Origin of the sequence: Ancylomarina sp., assembly GCF_041555295.1 — a bacterium.
Classification (GTDB): domain Bacteria; phylum Bacteroidota; class Bacteroidia; order Bacteroidales; family Marinifilaceae; genus Ancylomarina.
Genome location: NZ_JBFFKR010000055.1, coordinates 1 through 16,416 on the forward strand (window position 1 = coordinate 1; position 16,416 = coordinate 16,416).

Annotated in this window: 13 protein-coding genes; 8 read left to right on the forward strand and 5 right to left on the reverse strand. The window is 36.1% G+C overall.

Features of this window, described 5'->3' with window-relative positions:
* From ABY905_RS06305 to ABY905_RS06320, 4 genes are all read right to left on the reverse strand, one after another.
* A partial coding sequence (locus ABY905_RS06305; protein WP_372641682.1) for an IgGFc-binding protein occupies positions 1-3,974 on the reverse strand: 3,974 nt, incomplete at its 3' end.
* A 328-nt stretch (positions 3,975-4,302) separates the two neighbouring features.
* On the reverse strand, positions 4,303-5,691 hold the full coding sequence (locus ABY905_RS06310; RefSeq protein ID WP_372641684.1) for an aminopeptidase P family protein: 1,389 nt from the start codon (positions 5,689-5,691) through the stop codon (positions 4,303-4,305).
* 207 nt (positions 5,692-5,898) lie between these two features.
* Positions 5,899-6,357, reverse strand: coding sequence for an Lrp/AsnC ligand binding domain-containing protein (locus ABY905_RS06315; RefSeq protein ID WP_372641686.1), 459 nt, complete (start codon positions 6,355-6,357; stop codon positions 5,899-5,901).
* Positions 6,358-6,525: 168 nt separating this feature from the next.
* Positions 6,526-7,815, reverse strand: coding sequence for a DUF5103 domain-containing protein (locus ABY905_RS06320; protein ID WP_372641688.1), 1,290 nt, complete (start codon positions 7,813-7,815; stop codon positions 6,526-6,528).
* A gap of 204 nt (positions 7,816-8,019) precedes the next feature.
* Here ABY905_RS06320 and ABY905_RS06325 point away from each other — a divergent pair, with 204 nt between their 5' ends.
* From ABY905_RS06325 to ABY905_RS06355, 7 genes are all read left to right on the forward strand, one after another.
* Complete coding sequence (locus tag ABY905_RS06325; RefSeq protein ID WP_372641690.1) at positions 8,020-9,375, forward strand: Na(+)-translocating NADH-quinone reductase subunit A; 1,356 nt, start codon at positions 8,020-8,022, stop codon at positions 9,373-9,375.
* 22 nt (positions 9,376-9,397) lie between these two features.
* Positions 9,398-10,576 (forward strand): NADH:ubiquinone reductase (Na(+)-transporting) subunit B, encoded by a 1,179-nt coding sequence (locus ABY905_RS06330; RefSeq protein ID WP_372641692.1) that lies wholly within the window; start codon positions 9,398-9,400, stop codon positions 10,574-10,576.
* Between the two features lie 19 nt (positions 10,577-10,595).
* Positions 10,596-11,318, forward strand: coding sequence for an NADH:ubiquinone reductase (Na(+)-transporting) subunit C (nqrC, locus tag ABY905_RS06335; RefSeq protein WP_372641694.1), 723 nt, complete (start codon positions 10,596-10,598; stop codon positions 11,316-11,318).
* Entirely contained in the window at positions 11,308-11,949 is a 642-nt protein-coding gene (locus ABY905_RS06340) for an NADH:ubiquinone reductase (Na(+)-transporting) subunit D (protein ID WP_372641696.1), read from the forward strand. Before nqrC ends, ABY905_RS06340 begins: the two co-directional genes overlap by 11 nt.
* A 20-nt stretch (positions 11,950-11,969) precedes the next feature.
* Complete coding sequence (nqrE, locus tag ABY905_RS06345; protein WP_372641698.1) at positions 11,970-12,587, forward strand: NADH:ubiquinone reductase (Na(+)-transporting) subunit E; 618 nt, start codon at positions 11,970-11,972, stop codon at positions 12,585-12,587.
* 53 nt (positions 12,588-12,640) lie between these two features.
* Positions 12,641-13,924, forward strand: a complete 1,284-nt coding sequence (nqrF, locus tag ABY905_RS06350) for an NADH:ubiquinone reductase (Na(+)-transporting) subunit F (RefSeq protein ID WP_372641700.1) — start codon at positions 12,641-12,643, stop codon at positions 13,922-13,924.
* A 111-nt stretch (positions 13,925-14,035) separates the two neighbouring features.
* Positions 14,036-15,040, forward strand: coding sequence for an FAD:protein FMN transferase (locus ABY905_RS06355; protein WP_372641702.1), 1,005 nt, complete (start codon positions 14,036-14,038; stop codon positions 15,038-15,040).
* Between the two features lie 141 nt (positions 15,041-15,181).
* Here the strand turns inward: ABY905_RS06355 and ABY905_RS06360 are convergent, their stop codons facing one another.
* Positions 15,182-15,427, reverse strand: coding sequence for a hypothetical protein (locus ABY905_RS06360; protein WP_372641705.1), 246 nt, complete (start codon positions 15,425-15,427; stop codon positions 15,182-15,184).
* 215 nt (positions 15,428-15,642) lie between these two features.
* On the opposite strand from ABY905_RS06360, the gene ABY905_RS06365 reads away from it, so the two are divergent.
* Positions 15,643-16,416, forward strand: a 774-nt coding sequence (locus ABY905_RS06365; RefSeq protein WP_372641707.1) for a thiamine pyrophosphate-dependent dehydrogenase E1 component subunit alpha, incomplete at its 3' end; no start/stop codon positions are given.

Here is a 16,416-nt window from a genome sequence, read left to right on the forward strand (position 1 = left end):
CCATTGGGATCATTAAATCTCCAAGCAAAATCTGGAGAACCAACCGTTACAATATCAAAAATATAATTCACAGCCCCTTGACAAACAACTTCAACAGGAGCTGTTAAAGTACTTGTCACACTTTCGGTATTTAAATTCGCATCAACAGTCTTACTGTATCCACATTTATTTTCAACTAAACAAGAATACAAACCTAGTTCATCAGCTTGAACGTCTTCAATGTCCAATATAGCAATTCCACTATCAACAACTGGCGATCCAACAGGCATTGTCCACGTATAGGTCAAAGCTGATCCAGATGGAATCGTCTCAATTTGCACTTCGAAACTTACATCTTCACCCAAACAAGTCGTAATATCAGCTAGCGATGGATCCGAAAAATTCTCTAACAGATTAATTGCAAAAGGCTCGTAGTATATTGCTCCACAATTACCTTCAGCAGTAATTTTCCATTGCCCCTTATTTGTAGCATTTGCGGCAAAAACAAATGGGTTAGCCATAGGATTAATCGTTTGTTCCTGGCCTACAGTTACATTTTCTGCTTTATAAAAGCTTGCTTGTCCATTATCAATAACAGTTATTGTTACAATTTCTCCATCACAGTATGGACCAGTCTTATCAATCGTAATATCTGTTACCTCCATTTTTGGAGTTACAGTTAATAAACTTGTCGAATTTGAACTACCACAACGGTTAGATACTGTTACTTTATAGTTACCTGCCATTGCAAGCGTAATATCTGTCAAACTAAGATCAGATTGTATTTTATCTCCGACCACAGCAGGAGGAGTTTCCCAATTATAGGTATAGTAATCTCCCGAAGTAGCTAATTCTGTACTATATAAATGAGAAGTTCCTTCACATAGACTTACTGGTGTTAAAGCAGTAAGTACAACTTGAGGATAAATGGCATCTGCAGCCAGGTTTTTAACTAATTCATTCCCTACACAAGTATGCTCATTTGCTTGTGCAATATTATAACGAGCTGACACAGCAACTTTATAATAAGAATCAGTGATAGTCGGCAAGATTGGAAATACCGTCAGATTATTCGTTTCAATCAAGACATTATCACGATACCAAGAGTATTCTATCGTTGCTCCAGCTGGTACCGTACCAACAGTAGTTAAATTCACTAATTCCTGATCACATAATCCAATTGGAACTTGTAATTCAGTCAAATTTGGTTTTCCGAAAATTTCAATTTGAACTTCCTGAGATAAAGGTGCGCAGGCATTTTCCACATCACAACGAATCGTATAAATACCAGCAGAGTATGCTTTATCTAAGTTAAAATCAAAAACTTTCCCTTCTGCCTTCTCAACACCATCTACTGACCATGCAACTCTACTATATTTACCTTCAACATTAACTTCTAGTGCTGAAGATTCACCTTCGCATAAATCAGAATTTCCAGTGAGTGATGTAATATTAGCCAATTCATCAATCACTACCTCTACTTCCATATGTGCAGGATCGACTGTTGCTCCACATTGCTTGAACTCCTCCTTAAAAGTAATTGTACAGCGATATATCCCCGCATTATAATCTGTCGTATTGGTAAAGCCTAACACATGAGTATCTAGCCCTGTAACATTTCCTTCAGCAATAGGTACATAATCATTCTCTCCATTTTTTCTTTCCCACAAATAATCATACCAGCTTGTATCACCATTAGAAATATTAATAATACCAGACTGACCTAAACAAAAATGTTGAGGTTTATCGTAAGGCGTAAAACTATAATTAGGAACGACTAAGGCATTAAATTCACCTGTTTCTTCAATTGCTGGTATAAAAGTTATACTGTCAATAGCAAATACACCTGTATTACCACCAGCATTAGCATCAATTAATGAAATGGTTGCTTTCTGATTATCTTTAGATTTCCACAAGGCAGTAATTGATTGCCACTTAGAAACATCATCAAGTAAAAAATTTGATTTAACCTTTTCATCATTAACATAAATATCTAAAAGTTGAGATTTGGCAACTTGGGCCATTCTACCATGTACTTTCAAAATATAATTATAATCTCTTTCAATTGGAATATCTAGTTTCTGATAAACGGTATCACCAGGAAAATTAGATTGAGCCAGAAACATCAATCCTCCCCCCTCCATATCATCAAAATCCTCGAATGCAGTATTCTCACTTATAGGAGTAAAAGTCAATGCAAATTCACCAGGATTTCTCAAATTACCATTAACCCAAACATAGTCTGTTTCAAAATTTCCTCGCCCACTACTAAAATCTCCATTATAAAGAATATCTAAAGAAGGATCACGGAAATAGGCCTTCAGGATATATTTAGTAGGCTCATCAGGCGCCGGCACAACTAATTTTTCATTTTCAAATAATAAGTTTGCCTCAGAAATCTCATTTTTATACCATTCATAAAAATCTGGTATCGGAGTTGCATTAAAGCCCACTTCGATATTATCGTCATAACTTTCACAAATAACATCAAGATCAGTTTCCATATTGACATGAAGATCCGGAATAATTTTAGGTATTGCTTTTGAAAAGCCTGAATAATATCCTGCAGCACCAACTACCCCTGTTTGAACCGTCCAACATACATTCAAAGCACGAGAACTCTGAAAACGAATATTTCCTACAACTGCATCCATCCTATAACTAACCCATTCGTCTGTTCCAAGTATTACCGAAGCTTCTGAAGGTAACATTTCTCTTTCTGTAGTAACGCCATTTATAATATTTTCATATTTAACCGTAGCTCCTTTCTGAGCTAATATTGTTATTACCGAATTCACACTTTCAGTTGCCAACTTATCGGCAAAGGGAATATCAACCTGATGCATTCCTGTTGCAGATAATGGCGCTATAAAATTCATTCCAACAGTAGGACCTATTTTAGATGAACTACCAGATAATGTTTGATATACATATACATTCTTCCCCTTTGTGTCTATATATAATTTATTGTCAAAATAGTTACCCGTAGTAACGAGATAAAACTCACCAGCATTTAAGGGAAATTCATTTATAGGCGTTGAACTTCCATTTAGATAGATATCCGTTCCATCTTCGGTAATTACAACTATAGGGACTTCTGTAGAACTATTGCCCTCTCCTTTAAGTACGATATATCGATCACGTATCTGATCATAAGGTACAATTTGGTCAATACCCATATCCTGTCCGGCGCTTGAACCTGATGTCCAGGAACCTGTATTTACAACAATATCTTTATCTGATAAAATATGGGTCCCGTTTAAGGCATTCATATTACCTGTTCCGAATCCTTTTGTATCATGATCAATACCTATAACATAACTTTGCCCCTTTTGCAATAAAACCGTAATAGTATCAAGTGCGGAGATGGCAAGAGGCTCCATACTCCCAGCTATTAACTGAGATATAACTTCTGTTTTAATATCTGTAAATTTGACTGTGGTATTATCTTCTGTTGCCATAACAGAAAAAAAGTGAGCTCGTCTGAAGGTTGCTCCAACATTCGCCGTGTAAACATGGCCTGTCCTAAATTCTTTCCCCATTGCAAAACGACCCTTAGTCGTTAAAGACCCACCTTGATCTTCTGTTATACATCTAAGGTTAACATATATAGGCGCATCATAGGATACAAATTTAAGCCCTGCATCAGCCAAAACTGTGTTCAATTCATTTGCCCCCACAACTCCCACGGGAAATTCATAATCAGTTGGATAAGAATTAATATAGCCATAATTATCTGCACGAGAGGTTTCAAAGACATAACGATATGGCTCAAAACGAGAAACTTGTATTTGAGCTAATAAATTATTATCCCCCTTATAAATCCACACATCAATTAAGTCTCGACTATCGGTCGTAATTACAACCACATTTCTACCAATATCTTTATTAGAATTAGAACCATTATACAATGGTGGCACATAGTGGATATAATCCAACTGAGCAAAAAGCTTTGGTGCAAACAAGCTAAGTATCAGAAATGTACAAAACTTCATTAAAAACGAAGAATATAATATATCTCGTTTATTATTCACAGTATTAGTATCCATATCTAGGTAGAGATGAGGTTAAAACTACTATTATCTATAGTAAAATATTGAAACAATAAAAACTGAATCAAAAGATTTATTCTAATATAATATATTCAAAAAAACAGCAACAGCTCAATTCCTTACACAAATATCAACTTCACAATGACCAAATCGCTAATTTCATAGACGAACTAACACAATCAAAGATACACAATTTATAGCTTATATAAACAAAAAAAAAGAGGCACCCACAATTGGATACCTCTTTAGTTTTTATTATGATGACTTTGGATTACGAAATCACTGTATTCTCAACCTCTTCAACTGTAATTGGAATTCTCTTACCAATCAACTGACATCCTTCTTCTGTAACTAAAAGATCATCCTCGAGTCGAATACCACCAAAATCACGATACTCATTTACCTTATCGTAATTGATATAATCTAAGTACTGCTTTTCGTTTTGAAACTTATCAATCAATGCTGGTATGAAATAGATACCAGGCTCATTAGTAATAACAAAACCAGGCTTCAACTCTTTTCCTAGACGTAAATAAGCTGTTCCAAATTGACTCGCACGCTTGATCTCCTCATCATACCCAACGTAATCTTCACCAAGATCTTCCATATCGTGAACATCTAAGCCCATCATATGTCCTAAACCGTGAGGCATAAATAAGGTATGGGCTCCTGCTGCAACAGCAGCATCAGCATCCCCTTTCATCAAACCAAGTTTAATCAAACCTGAAGCAATCACCTTACACACCTCTAAATGAATAGAACGGTAATCAACACCTGGACGAATTAATTCAGTTCCTTTATCAATGGCTGCTAATACAATCTCATAAATTTCTCTTTGTTTCTGAGTAAACTTACCTCCTACTGGTATAGTACGTGTATTATCAGAAGCATAATGTGTATCGGTCTCAGCGCCACAATCAACTAATAATAAATCGCCTTTCTTAAGCAAATTACCATGCTCATGATTATGAAGAGTTTCACCACGTTTTGAGACAATGGCAGGGAAGGAAAGCATCCCTCCAGCTCGAAGACTTATAGCCTCAACCTCGCCAGCAACTTCTCTTTCGTAAACACCATCCTGTGCCATTTTCATAGCGGCAACATGCATCTGATAACCTGTTTCAGCAGCACGTTCAAGCTCTACTATTTCACAAGGCTCCTTAATTTCGCGAAGAGCAACAATAGCTTTAATAAATTCTACTGATGCCTGAGCTTTAACCTCAGCAGGCTTAACACCAACCAACTCTTCTAACAATATTTTATTCTCAGCACGATATACAGGTAAAAAGTGAATCTTACGACCCGCTTTCATGGCATCAGAAATAAACTTATTCAAGTCAGTAAAAGGAGCAGTCGCTTCGATACCAACCTTTGATGATTGATCTTTTACTGATGGCTGTGGTCCCATCCAAATAATATCATCGATATCAACATCGTTTCCGAAAATATAATCCTTGTTATTATCGATATCGCAAACACCTGCGAAGCCAGGATGATCTAATCCGAAGAAATACAGAAAATTACTGTCCTGACGATAGTGATAAATATTATGTGGGCAATTCATTGGTGCATCCGGATTACCAAGGAATAAAGCGATTCCATCTTTCATGGATTGACGCAACTTTTCGCGTCTGTTAATATAAACTTCTTTTGAAAACATGATATGTTGTTTAATGGTATAATAATTTAAAGAAAGGCTAACTAATCGATCGAATCGATTACCGCTAAAATCAACAAGCTTGCCCAAAACAGACGAAAGATAAAAATTAACTCGGAATATTCCTTATTAAAGAAGCTTAATAGAATCCACAAAAAAAAGCCTTCCCTAAGAGAAAGCCTTGAAATTCTATTATAATCTAACACGATATTATTTTACAACAATATCCCTATCAATAATTTGATCTAAAGAAATAAACGTCTCTGTTTTAGAAACACCTGGCACATTCTGAAGGGTATTAATTAAAACATCCATAAGATGCTGATTATCTCGACAAAGCATTTTTACTAAAAATGTAAAATTCCCTGTCGTAAAGTGGCACTCAATAATTTCTGGTATAGCCTCTATTCGACCAACAACTTGCTTATACTGATGTGCATGATCCAGAAAAATACCAACATAAGCACAAACTTCATAACCTAAAGCTCTTGGTTTCACGATGAACCTTGAACCATCGATAACCCCAGCATCTTCAAGTTTTTTTACCCTTTGATGAATGGCAGCACCAGAAATACCACACTCTCTAGCAATTTCTAGAAAAGGAATACGTGCATTTTTTATCAGATAAGATAATATCTTCTGATCAACATCATCAATTTGAAACTTCATTTTCATTAGTTTTTATAGCTTAAGTTGATGTATAAAACAGCAACTCTTGATTACAGTTTATTACTTTAATAACAAAATTAGTAATAATTCATAAGCAACACACGTTCCAATTTCTATTTTATCAAATTTAGAACGAATACAGGGAAGCTTTCTTAATTATTAACTACGCTAAAAATTCTTAGTCGAATTCAGCGTTTTAAATCCTATCAGGCGATCGTAGTTTTTCTCAATATCGTGATAATAGACATATATCATATAATTATTCTCGGTTTGCCAATGACTTCCTTCTATATATCTTATATCGGGATAGTCTTTCCCATTTTCTAACAATCCATACACATAGTTATAATACCCTTGTTTTAGATAAATGCTTTTCTGATACACACCCAAATTGTGGTCATAAACCATTCGATTATTCTCATTGCATTCCCAATTATTAAAAGCGCCATAAACATACATTTGACCATGTTTTAATTCATTATCAAAAGGAAGCGTAAACACAACGTGTGCATAGTCCGCTTCGGTTGTTGGTTCTTTTCTCTCATCAACTGAAACAACAGAAATACCATTATTATCTCTCCTAAATATATAAGGATCAAAATGACGATTTTCACCTGGACTTAAAGTAACAACCGTTTCTTCTTCAACATTTTCAATTGATCGTATATAAATAGATTGATAACGAAAACTCTTAAGATCGAAATAATGAAACTCATTATTACCTGGAAACACATATTCTTGATTGTTATCGAAGACTAACTCGTCTTTACGAATAAATATAGGCTTCACTTTCATTTGACTTCCATCAGATCTATCATTTTGACGGAGAATAACAGTAAGGTCAGAATGCGGATTATCAATTAAAAAATTGGGATGAAGGATGCTAAATATGACTTCCTGATGGGTTTTTCTTCTATCCATGTCAATAGGATGCTTAACTTTTCCTTTTATTTCAACCTTAGAATCTAGAGCCATAAACCGTTGGCGAAGCACAACATTTTCTACATCAAAATCCTGATATACCTCAAGAATATAATTCCCAGAGAGTTTCAATTTTACATCCCCATTGGGCAATAAGAGTGAATAGTGCACATAGTCGACATTTGTATTGAAAGAAAACTCATAATCTTGAATCTGATTTTCAGAAAAGCCATCCAGAAAATCAAACTCACTTAACCCTGATGATTTCCAATCAGCATCACAATGAATAATTCGATATGAATAATCCTGTATGCCTTTCCCCAATTCATCAAATGAAAACTGAAGTTGATTTTGACCATTCAATTCAATTATCGATGGAGACAACTCCCAACCCACAGGGTGACATTGAACAGTATGAATGCTAACTTTTTTAATTTCGCTTTTATATACAGAAGTCTCTTCTGAAGCAAAAGTGCTTAGACAATAAGAGATACATAGGTGTGAAATAAAAAAAACTCTAAGGAGGAAATTATACATTTGGATATCTATATATGATGTTTATAAATTGCAAGATTTTCTACAAATATATAAAATTGCTTTATATCTTTGTTTTCGATTTTCCAAGACAATCTATCTGGTTTCTATTAGTTTTAAAATACCATTAAGATACCATTCTCAAAATAGAAACGCGCTTGGATTTAGTTAATTCAGAAACAAATTAATCATATCAAATAGTTTAACATGTCTGAAGTTAAAAAGATCAAAAAAGGCTTAGATATTAAGCTGATAGGAAAGGCTGAAAAAGTACTTGAAAAGGCTGATCGTTCTGAGACATTTGCAATTAAACCTACCGATTTCCCTGGACTTACTCCAAAATTAAAAGTAAAGGTTGATACTGAAGTAAAAGCAGGTTCTGCTTTGTTCTTCGACAAGTATCGTCCTGAAATTAATTTTACGTCTCCAGTTAGTGGTAAGGTTGTTGCGGTGAATCGTGGCGAAAGAAGAAAAATCCTTGAAGTTATCATTCAGGCTAACAATGAATTGCAATACGAGGAATTCAAAAAAGCTAATCCTACTGACTTATCTCGCGAGGAAGTTAAAGAGGAATTATTAAAATCAGGTTTATGGGCTTTCCTCCGTCAGCGTCCTTACGACGTCATTGCAAATCCTGCTGATGCGCCAAAAGCAATTTACATTTCTGCTTTCGATACTGCGCCTCTTGCTGCCGATTTCGATTACTTAGTTGAAGGTGAAGCTGAGGCTTTTCAAATGGGTCTTGATGCTTTAACAAAGCTTACCGATGGGAAAGTTCACTTAAACATCGATGCTAAGAAAACGCTGTCGAAGGTTTTCACTGAAGCAAAGAATGTTGTTATCAACAAATTTGCAGGTGTTCACCCAGCGGGTAATGTTGGCGTTCAAATCCACAAACTTGATCCTATTAATAAGGGTGATGTTGTTTGGGTAATTCGTCCACAGGAAATTCTTTTCATCGGTAGACTATTCCAAAAGGGTATTTACGATGTAAGCTGCAAAATAGCTCTTACAGGTTCAGAAGTGAAAAATCCTTCATATTATAACACGATACTTGGAGCTTCGGTTCGTAACATTCTTAAAGCACAGCTTAAGGATGACGATAAAATCAGAGTTATCTCGGGTAATGTTTTAACTGGAACACAAATTCCAGAAGATGGATTCCTAAGTTTCTACGATTCACAAATCACTGTTATTCCAGAAGGTGACGAATTTGAATTTTTAGGTTGGGCACTTCCTGGCTTACAGAAATTCTCTATGTCAAAAACATTCTTCTCTTGGTTAACGCCTAATAAGGAATACAGATTAGATGCAAATCTACATGGTGAGCACCGTGCTTTTGTAATGACTGGTGAATACGATAAAGTTTTACCAATGGACATACTTCCGTTGCAACTAATTAAGTCTATTATGGTTGAAGATATCGATCAGATGGAACAATTAGGTATTTACGAAGTAGCTCCTGAAGATCTTGCTTTGTGCGAATTTGTTTGTACTTCAAAAATTAATGTACAGGACTTAGTTCGTCAGGGAATTGATCTGATGATTAAAGAAATGAGCTAAAAAAAACGGAAAACTATTTATAATGAAAGCACTAAGAAAATTTCTTGATAAAAAGAAACCCTTATTTCAAAAGGGTGGGAAGTTTGCAAAGTTGCAGTCCTCATTTGAGGCTTTTGAGACTTTCCTATACGTCCCTAATATAACTTCCCACAGCGGAACCCATATTAAAGATGCTATCGATTTGAAGCGTACCATGTCGGTTGTTGTATTGGCTTTGATTCCAGCTTTATTGTTCGGAATTTATAACACAGGTTACCAGCATTTCCTTTCTCTTGGCCAAACAGCTGAGTTTATGGATATTTGCATTTATGGTCTAATCGAAATCCTACCTATTATCGTTGTTTCATACGTGGTTGGTTTGGGTATCGAATTTGCCTTTGCTCAAATGCGTGGTCACCAAGTAAACGAAGGCTTCCTGGTTTCAGGTATGCTTATTCCTCTAATTATGCCTGTTGGAGCACCTCTTTGGATGGTTGCTGTATCAACTGCATTTGCTGTAGTTATTGGTAAAGAGGTTTTTGGTGGAACAGGTATGAATATTTGGAATCCAGCTCTTGTAGCTCGTGCCTTCTTCTTCTTCGCCTACCCTTCAAAAATGTCTGGGGATATCGTTTGGATTGCTGATAAAGCAGATAGTTTCTCTGGAGCTACACCTTTAGCACACGCTGCAACTCTTGTAGATGCAACTGGCGAGGCTGCAACTTCAATCTACACACAACATCTTTCAAATGCATGGGATATGTTTGTGGGTTTGATCCCAGGATCGATTGGTGAGACTTCAACTATTGCTATTCTAATTGGAGCTGTTATTCTAATCGCTTCAGGAATTGGAAGCTGGAAAATCATGGCATCAGTATTTGTTGGTGGTTACACAATGGGAGCAATTTTCAACCTTATTGGTGGTAATGCTTATATGGAGTTGGTTCCAGCATGGCAACACCTTATTATGGGTGGTTTTGCTTTTGGTGCTGTGTTTATGGCTACCGATCCTGTTTCTGCAGCTCAAACTGCTCGCGGTAAAATTATCTACGGTTTCCTTATTGGTTTCCTAGCTGTTTTGATTCGTGTAATGAACGCAGGTTTCCCAGAAGCTATGATGTTAGCAATTCTATTGATGAACACATTTGCTCCACTAATCGACCATTACGTGATTCAGGGTAACATCAAGAGAAGATTGAAACGTGTTAAGATAAATGCTTAATTAAAAAAACGTTTATAAAATGAATACTCAAAGCAATACATATACATTTCTTTACGCTGCCATCATGGTAGTGATTGTTGCGGCTGTACTTTCTTTCACTTCATTGACATTGAAAGATCGCCAAAACATGAATAAAGAAATTGAGAAAAAGCAAGACATTCTAAAAGCTGTGAATGTTGCTTCGACTCCTGCCAATGCGGTTGAGCTATACGACAAGTACATTGTTGAAGCGATTATCGTAAACTCAGAGGGCGAAGTGAAATCAAATGATAAAGCTGAGACTTTTAAAGTTGATCTAAAACATGAAAACAAGAAAGATCTTTCTGAAAGAAACCTTCCTGTTTTTATTTTCAACGATACTAAAGTTGGCGAGAAACTAATTATTCCTGTTCTTGGAAAAGGAATGTGGGGACCCGTTTGGGGATTTATCTCGATGGAGCCAGATCGTAAAACCATTTTCGGTGCGACATTCGACCACCAAGGAGAAACACCAGGTTTGGGTGCTGAGATCTCTAAAGCAGAGTTCCAAAAACCATTTACTGGAAAGCAGATCTTTGATGAGTCAGGTGTTTTCACTTCTCTGAAATTGGTGAAAGGAACTGCCTCTACTAACCCACATGCATTCGATGCTGTATCTGGTGGTACTGTTACTTCAAAAGGTTTGGAAGCTATGCTTCAGGATAACCTTAGCAGTTATGAAAAGTTTTTAAAATCTACAAAACAAGATAAAGATGAGCAATAAAGAACCATTATTCTCAGCTAAGAATCGAAAGTTGCTGACCAATCCGTTGGGAATCGACAACCCGATTACCATTCAGGTATTGGGTATCTGTTCGGCCTTGGCGGTAACTGCGAAGTTAGAACCCGCAGTGGTAATGACCATTTCCGTTATGGCTGTATTGGCACTTGCTAATGTGATAGTTTCATTACTTAGAAATACTATTCCATCACGTATTCGTATCATTGTACAACTTGTTATTGTTGCTGCATTGGTAATCCTCGTAGACCAAATTCTAAAGGCTTATGCTTATGATGTAAGTAAGCAGCTTTCAGTATTTGTTGGTCTAATTATCACCAACTGTATTATTATGGGACGTCTTGAAGCATTTGCTTTAGGTAATCGCCCATGGCCTGCCTTCCTTGACGGTATTGGTAATGCAGCTGGTTATGGTATTATTCTAGTAATTGTAGCTTTCTTCCGTGAATTGTTAGGATCAGGAACCCTTTATGGTTTCAAAGTGATTCCTCAAGCATTTTACGATATGGGATACCAAAACAACGGACTAATGATATTGCCTCCAATGGCACTTATTACTGTAGGTATCATTATCTGGGTACAGAGATCTCGTAATAAAGCTCTAATTGAGTCCTAATTTTAAAGAAAAATCGAAACATGGAAAATCTGATTAATATATTTATCAAGTCGATTTTTATCGACAACATGGTGTTCGCATTCTTCTTTGGAATGTGTTCGTACCTTGCAGTTTCTAAAACTGTAAAAACTTCTATGGGACTAGGTTTGGCTGTAATTTTCGTATTAGGAATTACAGTTCCTATGAACTACTTGCTAAACAAATATATTTTGGCTGAAGGTGCTCTAGTATGGCTTGATTCTTCAATGGCTGATGTTGACTTAAGTTTCTTAAGTTTCATCATGTTTATTGCAGTCATTGCTTCTATGGTGCAATTGGTTGAAATGGTTGTTGATAAATTTGCTCCGACACTTTACTCATCTCTAGGTATTTTCTTACCACTTATTGCTGTAAACTGTGCAATTTTGGGTGGATCTCTTTTCATGCAAGAAAGAGATTATTCAACATTAGCTGAAGCGACTTCATTTGGTCTTGGATCAGGTATTGGTTGGTTACTAGCAATTGTAGGTATCGCAGCTATTCGCGAAAAAATCCGTTACTCAAATATTCCTGCTCCTCTTAGAGGACTTGGAATTACATTTATTGTAACTGGATTAATGGGAATCGCTTTTATGAGCTTCATGGGTATCAAACTCTAAGCGAATAAGACAATAAAGTAAAACTGAATTTTCAAAATTTAATTGAAAAAGAGATGATATTATTAACAACACAGGTACCTGATATAGCCACTAGCACTGGGACTATTGTTGGGATAAGTATTGCAATTTTCCTACTTGTGATCCTGATTCTAGTTTCTATCCTTTTGTTTGTAAAGCAGAAACTAACTCCATCAGGAGAAGTAACGATTGATATTAATGATGGCGCTCAACAATTAGTTGTTCAGCCAGGCAATACCCTTTTAGGAACCTTAGGAGCTTCGAAAATCTTCTTACCATCAGCTTGTGGTGGAGGTGGAACATGTGCCATGTGTAAATGTCAAGTACTTGACGGAGCAGGCAGCATTCTTCCAACTGAAGTTGATTACTTTACTCGTAAGGAAGCGCAGAACAATTGGCGTTTAGCTTGTCAGGTAAAAGTAAAAGAAGACATGAGCATGTCGATTCCTCAGGAGATTCTGGGTATCAAGAAATGGGAATGTGAAGTGGTTTCAAACGGTAACGTGGCAACTTTCATTAAGGAATTTGTAGTAAGATTACCTGAAGGTGAAATTCTTGATTTCAAATCAGGTGGATACATTCAGATTGATGTTCCTAAAATCGACGTTGATTTTAAGGATATGATTATCGAAGATGAATATCGTGGTGAATGGGAACAGTTTAAGATGTTTGATCTTAAAATGAAAAACCCAGAGCCAACTTACCGTGCCTATTCTATGGCTAACCACCCAGCTGAAGGAAACATTGTAATGCTTAATATTCGTATTGCAACACCTCCATTCGATCGTGTAAACGGTGGCTGGATGAAAGTGAATCCAGGAATCTGTTCTTCATTTATTTTCTCTCGCAAGCCGGGTGATAAAGTGACTGTTTCAGGACCTTATGGTGAATTCTTCATCAAGGAAACCAATAACGAAATGATGTTTATTGGTGGTGGTGCTGGTATGGCTCCAATGCGTTCTCATATCTTCCACTTGTTCCATACTGTAAAAACAGGTCGTAAGGCTACATTCTGGTATGGTGCTCGTTCACTAAAAGAAGTATTCTACGCAGATCAGTTTGATGCTATTGCAGCTGATTTCCCTAACTTCGAATGGCATTTAGCTCTTTCTGAGCCACAGCCGGAAGATAACTGGGAAGGACCTACTGGATTTATCCATCAAGTTATTTACGATAACTATCTGGCTAATCATGATGAGCCAGAGGATATCGAATATTACCTTTGTGGACCTCCAATGATGAATTCAGCTGTTACAAACATGCTGTATGATTTAGGTGTACCAGACGAAATGGTTGAATTTGACGATTTCGGATCATAAATATTTTAAAGCCTCGGATTTACCGAGGCTTTTTTTATGCCCAGCCACAAGCAATATTTTTTATCTTTACGATCTATTATTATTCAAGTTATATTTTGAGCTGCAATCTCCATGATTAAAAGAATTCAACTACTCCTATTAGCTTCGTTGCTTCTATTTGCCTGTCAACCTACAAAAAATGACTATCAGTTTAATGAAGGCTATATATGGGGAACCATCTATCACATTATCTATGATAATTCAAAAGGTGGAGACTTACATGATGAGATTAAGGCTAAGATGAATGAATTCGATCTTTCACTTTCAACCTATAAACCAAACTCGACCATATCACGCGTTAATAATAACGACTCGACTGTCGTACTCGATCCTTATTTTAAAACGGTATTCAACAGAAGCATTGAGATATCTAAAGCAACCAATGGTGCTTTCGATATGACCATAGCGCCTTTAGTAAATGCATGGGGATTTGGCTTTAAAAACAAACTAGATCCCGAAGACATTCCCGTTGATAGCTTGCTTCAAATTATTGGCTTTAATAAGGTAAGAATGATCAATGATAAAATCATTAAGAATGATCCTAGAATCATGTTCGATGCCAGTGCCATTGCTAAAGGTTACGGGGTAGATGTGATTGCCAACTTTCTAGAAAATAAAGGTATCTCAAATTATATGGTTGAAATTGGTGGTGAAATTCGAGTAAAAGGTGTCAGTAATAAAAATCGCTCATGGCGAGTTGGCATTGATAAGCCCATTGATGATGCCACATTGCAAAAAAGAGAAATTCAGGATGTTTTAAGCTTAGTTGATGGAGCAATGGCAACCTCGGGTAACTATCGCCAATTCTATATTAAAAATGGAAAGAAATACGCACATACCATCGATCCAAAACTAGGCTATCCGATTCAGCACTCTCTGCTTTCGGCATCAGTAATTGCACCTGATTGCATGACAGCTGATGCCTATGCGACAGCTTTTATGGTTTTAGGACTAGAAAAAAGTGTAACTATTGTTGAAAATGATCCCAATCTAAATGCTTACTTTATTTACACCGACGAAGAGGGAAAATATCAAACCTATTCATCGGATAAAATAAAAGAGATGATTCTCAAATAAAGATCGAATCTATATAATACAAAAACCCCACTCGTCGCTTAGTGGGGTTTTTGTATCAAATATTTTAACCAACGACAAAATAGTTGTCATAAGATTGACTAATTAATTAAGGATTTTTGAATGGAAACTTTAAATATTAATCTAAAGTTTACCGAGTTCTTTCTCTAAAATTGTCTCTTTACTATATTGTCCTTTCTTATAAGCTTTTGCTTGTTCAAGCTTATCTTGAGAAGTTGCACAAGTCACTCCCCCCTTCTTTAAGAATTCTGTTTTTCCGATATGCGTTTCTGGGAATTGCCCATTCTTCTTGACAAGAATCGTAATTGCGAAACCAATAAAACCTATTCCTAAAAGAACAACGCTAACTAAAATGAGCTTTAAAATCATGATTCTACATATTTATATTATTGGACAAAAGTACCACTTCCTTTACACAATTCAAATCAATTAAGACAAGAGAGTCTTAAATATTCAATCAAACCCTTCTTATTTAGAATAAATCTCACTAAATTTGAATGGCTTAACAAAATGGGTGATAAAATACGACTAGAAACGCAATCGTTTACATATTTTATCGCTACTAATCATTATTAATTGTGAGTATGTCAGATATATATAAGGAGAATACTAAAAAGGAAATTTCGTTCGAAGATTTCAAGAATGAAGTTCTTGAAGATTACCGAATTGCAAATATAAGTCGTCAACTAAGTCTATTAGGTAGAAAAGAGGTTCTAACTGGAAAGGCTAAATTTGGAATTTTTGGAGATGGTAAAGAGCTTGCTCAAATTGCTATGTCTAAAAGCTTTAAAAATGGTGATTGGCGATCAGGTTATTATCGTGATCAGACTTTTATGCTTGCTGCAGGTATGTTAACGCCTGAGGAATTCTTCGCGCAACTATACGGGGAAACTCAACTTGATAAAAATCCAGGCAATGGTGGCCGTTTAATGAACAATCATTATGCATCACGTAGTTTGAATGCCGATGGTAGCTGGAAAAATTTAGCTGAGCAAAAGAACTCATCTGCTGATATCTCTCCAACTGCTGGACAAATGCCTAGACTTTTGGGTCTTGCATATGCTTCTAAAATTTTCAGACAAAATAAAGAATTACATGGCTACACTGAATTCTCAGACAAAGGAAACGAGGTTGCCTTTGGAACCATTGGGGACTCGAGTACATCTGAAGGTCATTTTTGGGAAACAATTAACGCTGCTGGTGTATTAAAAGTACCAATGGCAATGAGTGTTTGGGACGATGGATGGGGAATTTCAGTTCCCAATAAATATCAAACAACTAAATCGAACATTTCAGAAGTCTTAAAGGGCTTTGAAATGGATGAGAATGGTGATGGTTATCATATCTACAAGGCAAAA

What these genes read in the sequence shown, in the direction of transcription:
- ABY905_RS06355 (WP_372641702.1), top strand. Translation starts at nt 14,036, where the DNA reads ATGATTAAAAGAATTCAACTACTCCTATTAGCTTCGTTGCTTCTATTT.
- ABY905_RS06320 (WP_372641688.1), bottom strand. Translation starts at nt 7,815, where the DNA reads ATGTATAATTTCCTCCTTAGAGTTTTTTTTATTTCACACCTATGTATC.
- ABY905_RS06315 (WP_372641686.1), bottom strand. Translation starts at nt 6,357, where the DNA reads ATGAAGTTTCAAATTGATGATGTTGATCAGAAGATATTATCTTATCTG.
- ABY905_RS06340 (WP_372641696.1), top strand. Translation starts at nt 11,308, where the DNA reads ATGAGCAATAAAGAACCATTATTCTCAGCTAAGAATCGAAAGTTGCTG.
- nqrE (WP_372641698.1), top strand. Translation starts at nt 11,970, where the DNA reads ATGGAAAATCTGATTAATATATTTATCAAGTCGATTTTTATCGACAAC.
- ABY905_RS06310 (WP_372641684.1), bottom strand. Translation starts at nt 5,691, where the DNA reads ATGTTTTCAAAAGAAGTTTATATTAACAGACGCGAAAAGTTGCGTCAA.
- nqrC (WP_372641694.1), top strand. Translation starts at nt 10,596, where the DNA reads ATGAATACTCAAAGCAATACATATACATTTCTTTACGCTGCCATCATG.
- nqrF (WP_372641700.1), top strand. Translation starts at nt 12,641, where the DNA reads ATGATATTATTAACAACACAGGTACCTGATATAGCCACTAGCACTGGG.
- ABY905_RS06325 (WP_372641690.1), top strand. Translation starts at nt 8,020, where the DNA reads ATGTCTGAAGTTAAAAAGATCAAAAAAGGCTTAGATATTAAGCTGATA.
- ABY905_RS06330 (WP_372641692.1), top strand. Translation starts at nt 9,398, where the DNA reads ATGAAAGCACTAAGAAAATTTCTTGATAAAAAGAAACCCTTATTTCAA.
- ABY905_RS06360 (WP_372641705.1), bottom strand. Translation starts at nt 15,427, where the DNA reads ATGATTTTAAAGCTCATTTTAGTTAGCGTTGTTCTTTTAGGAATAGGT.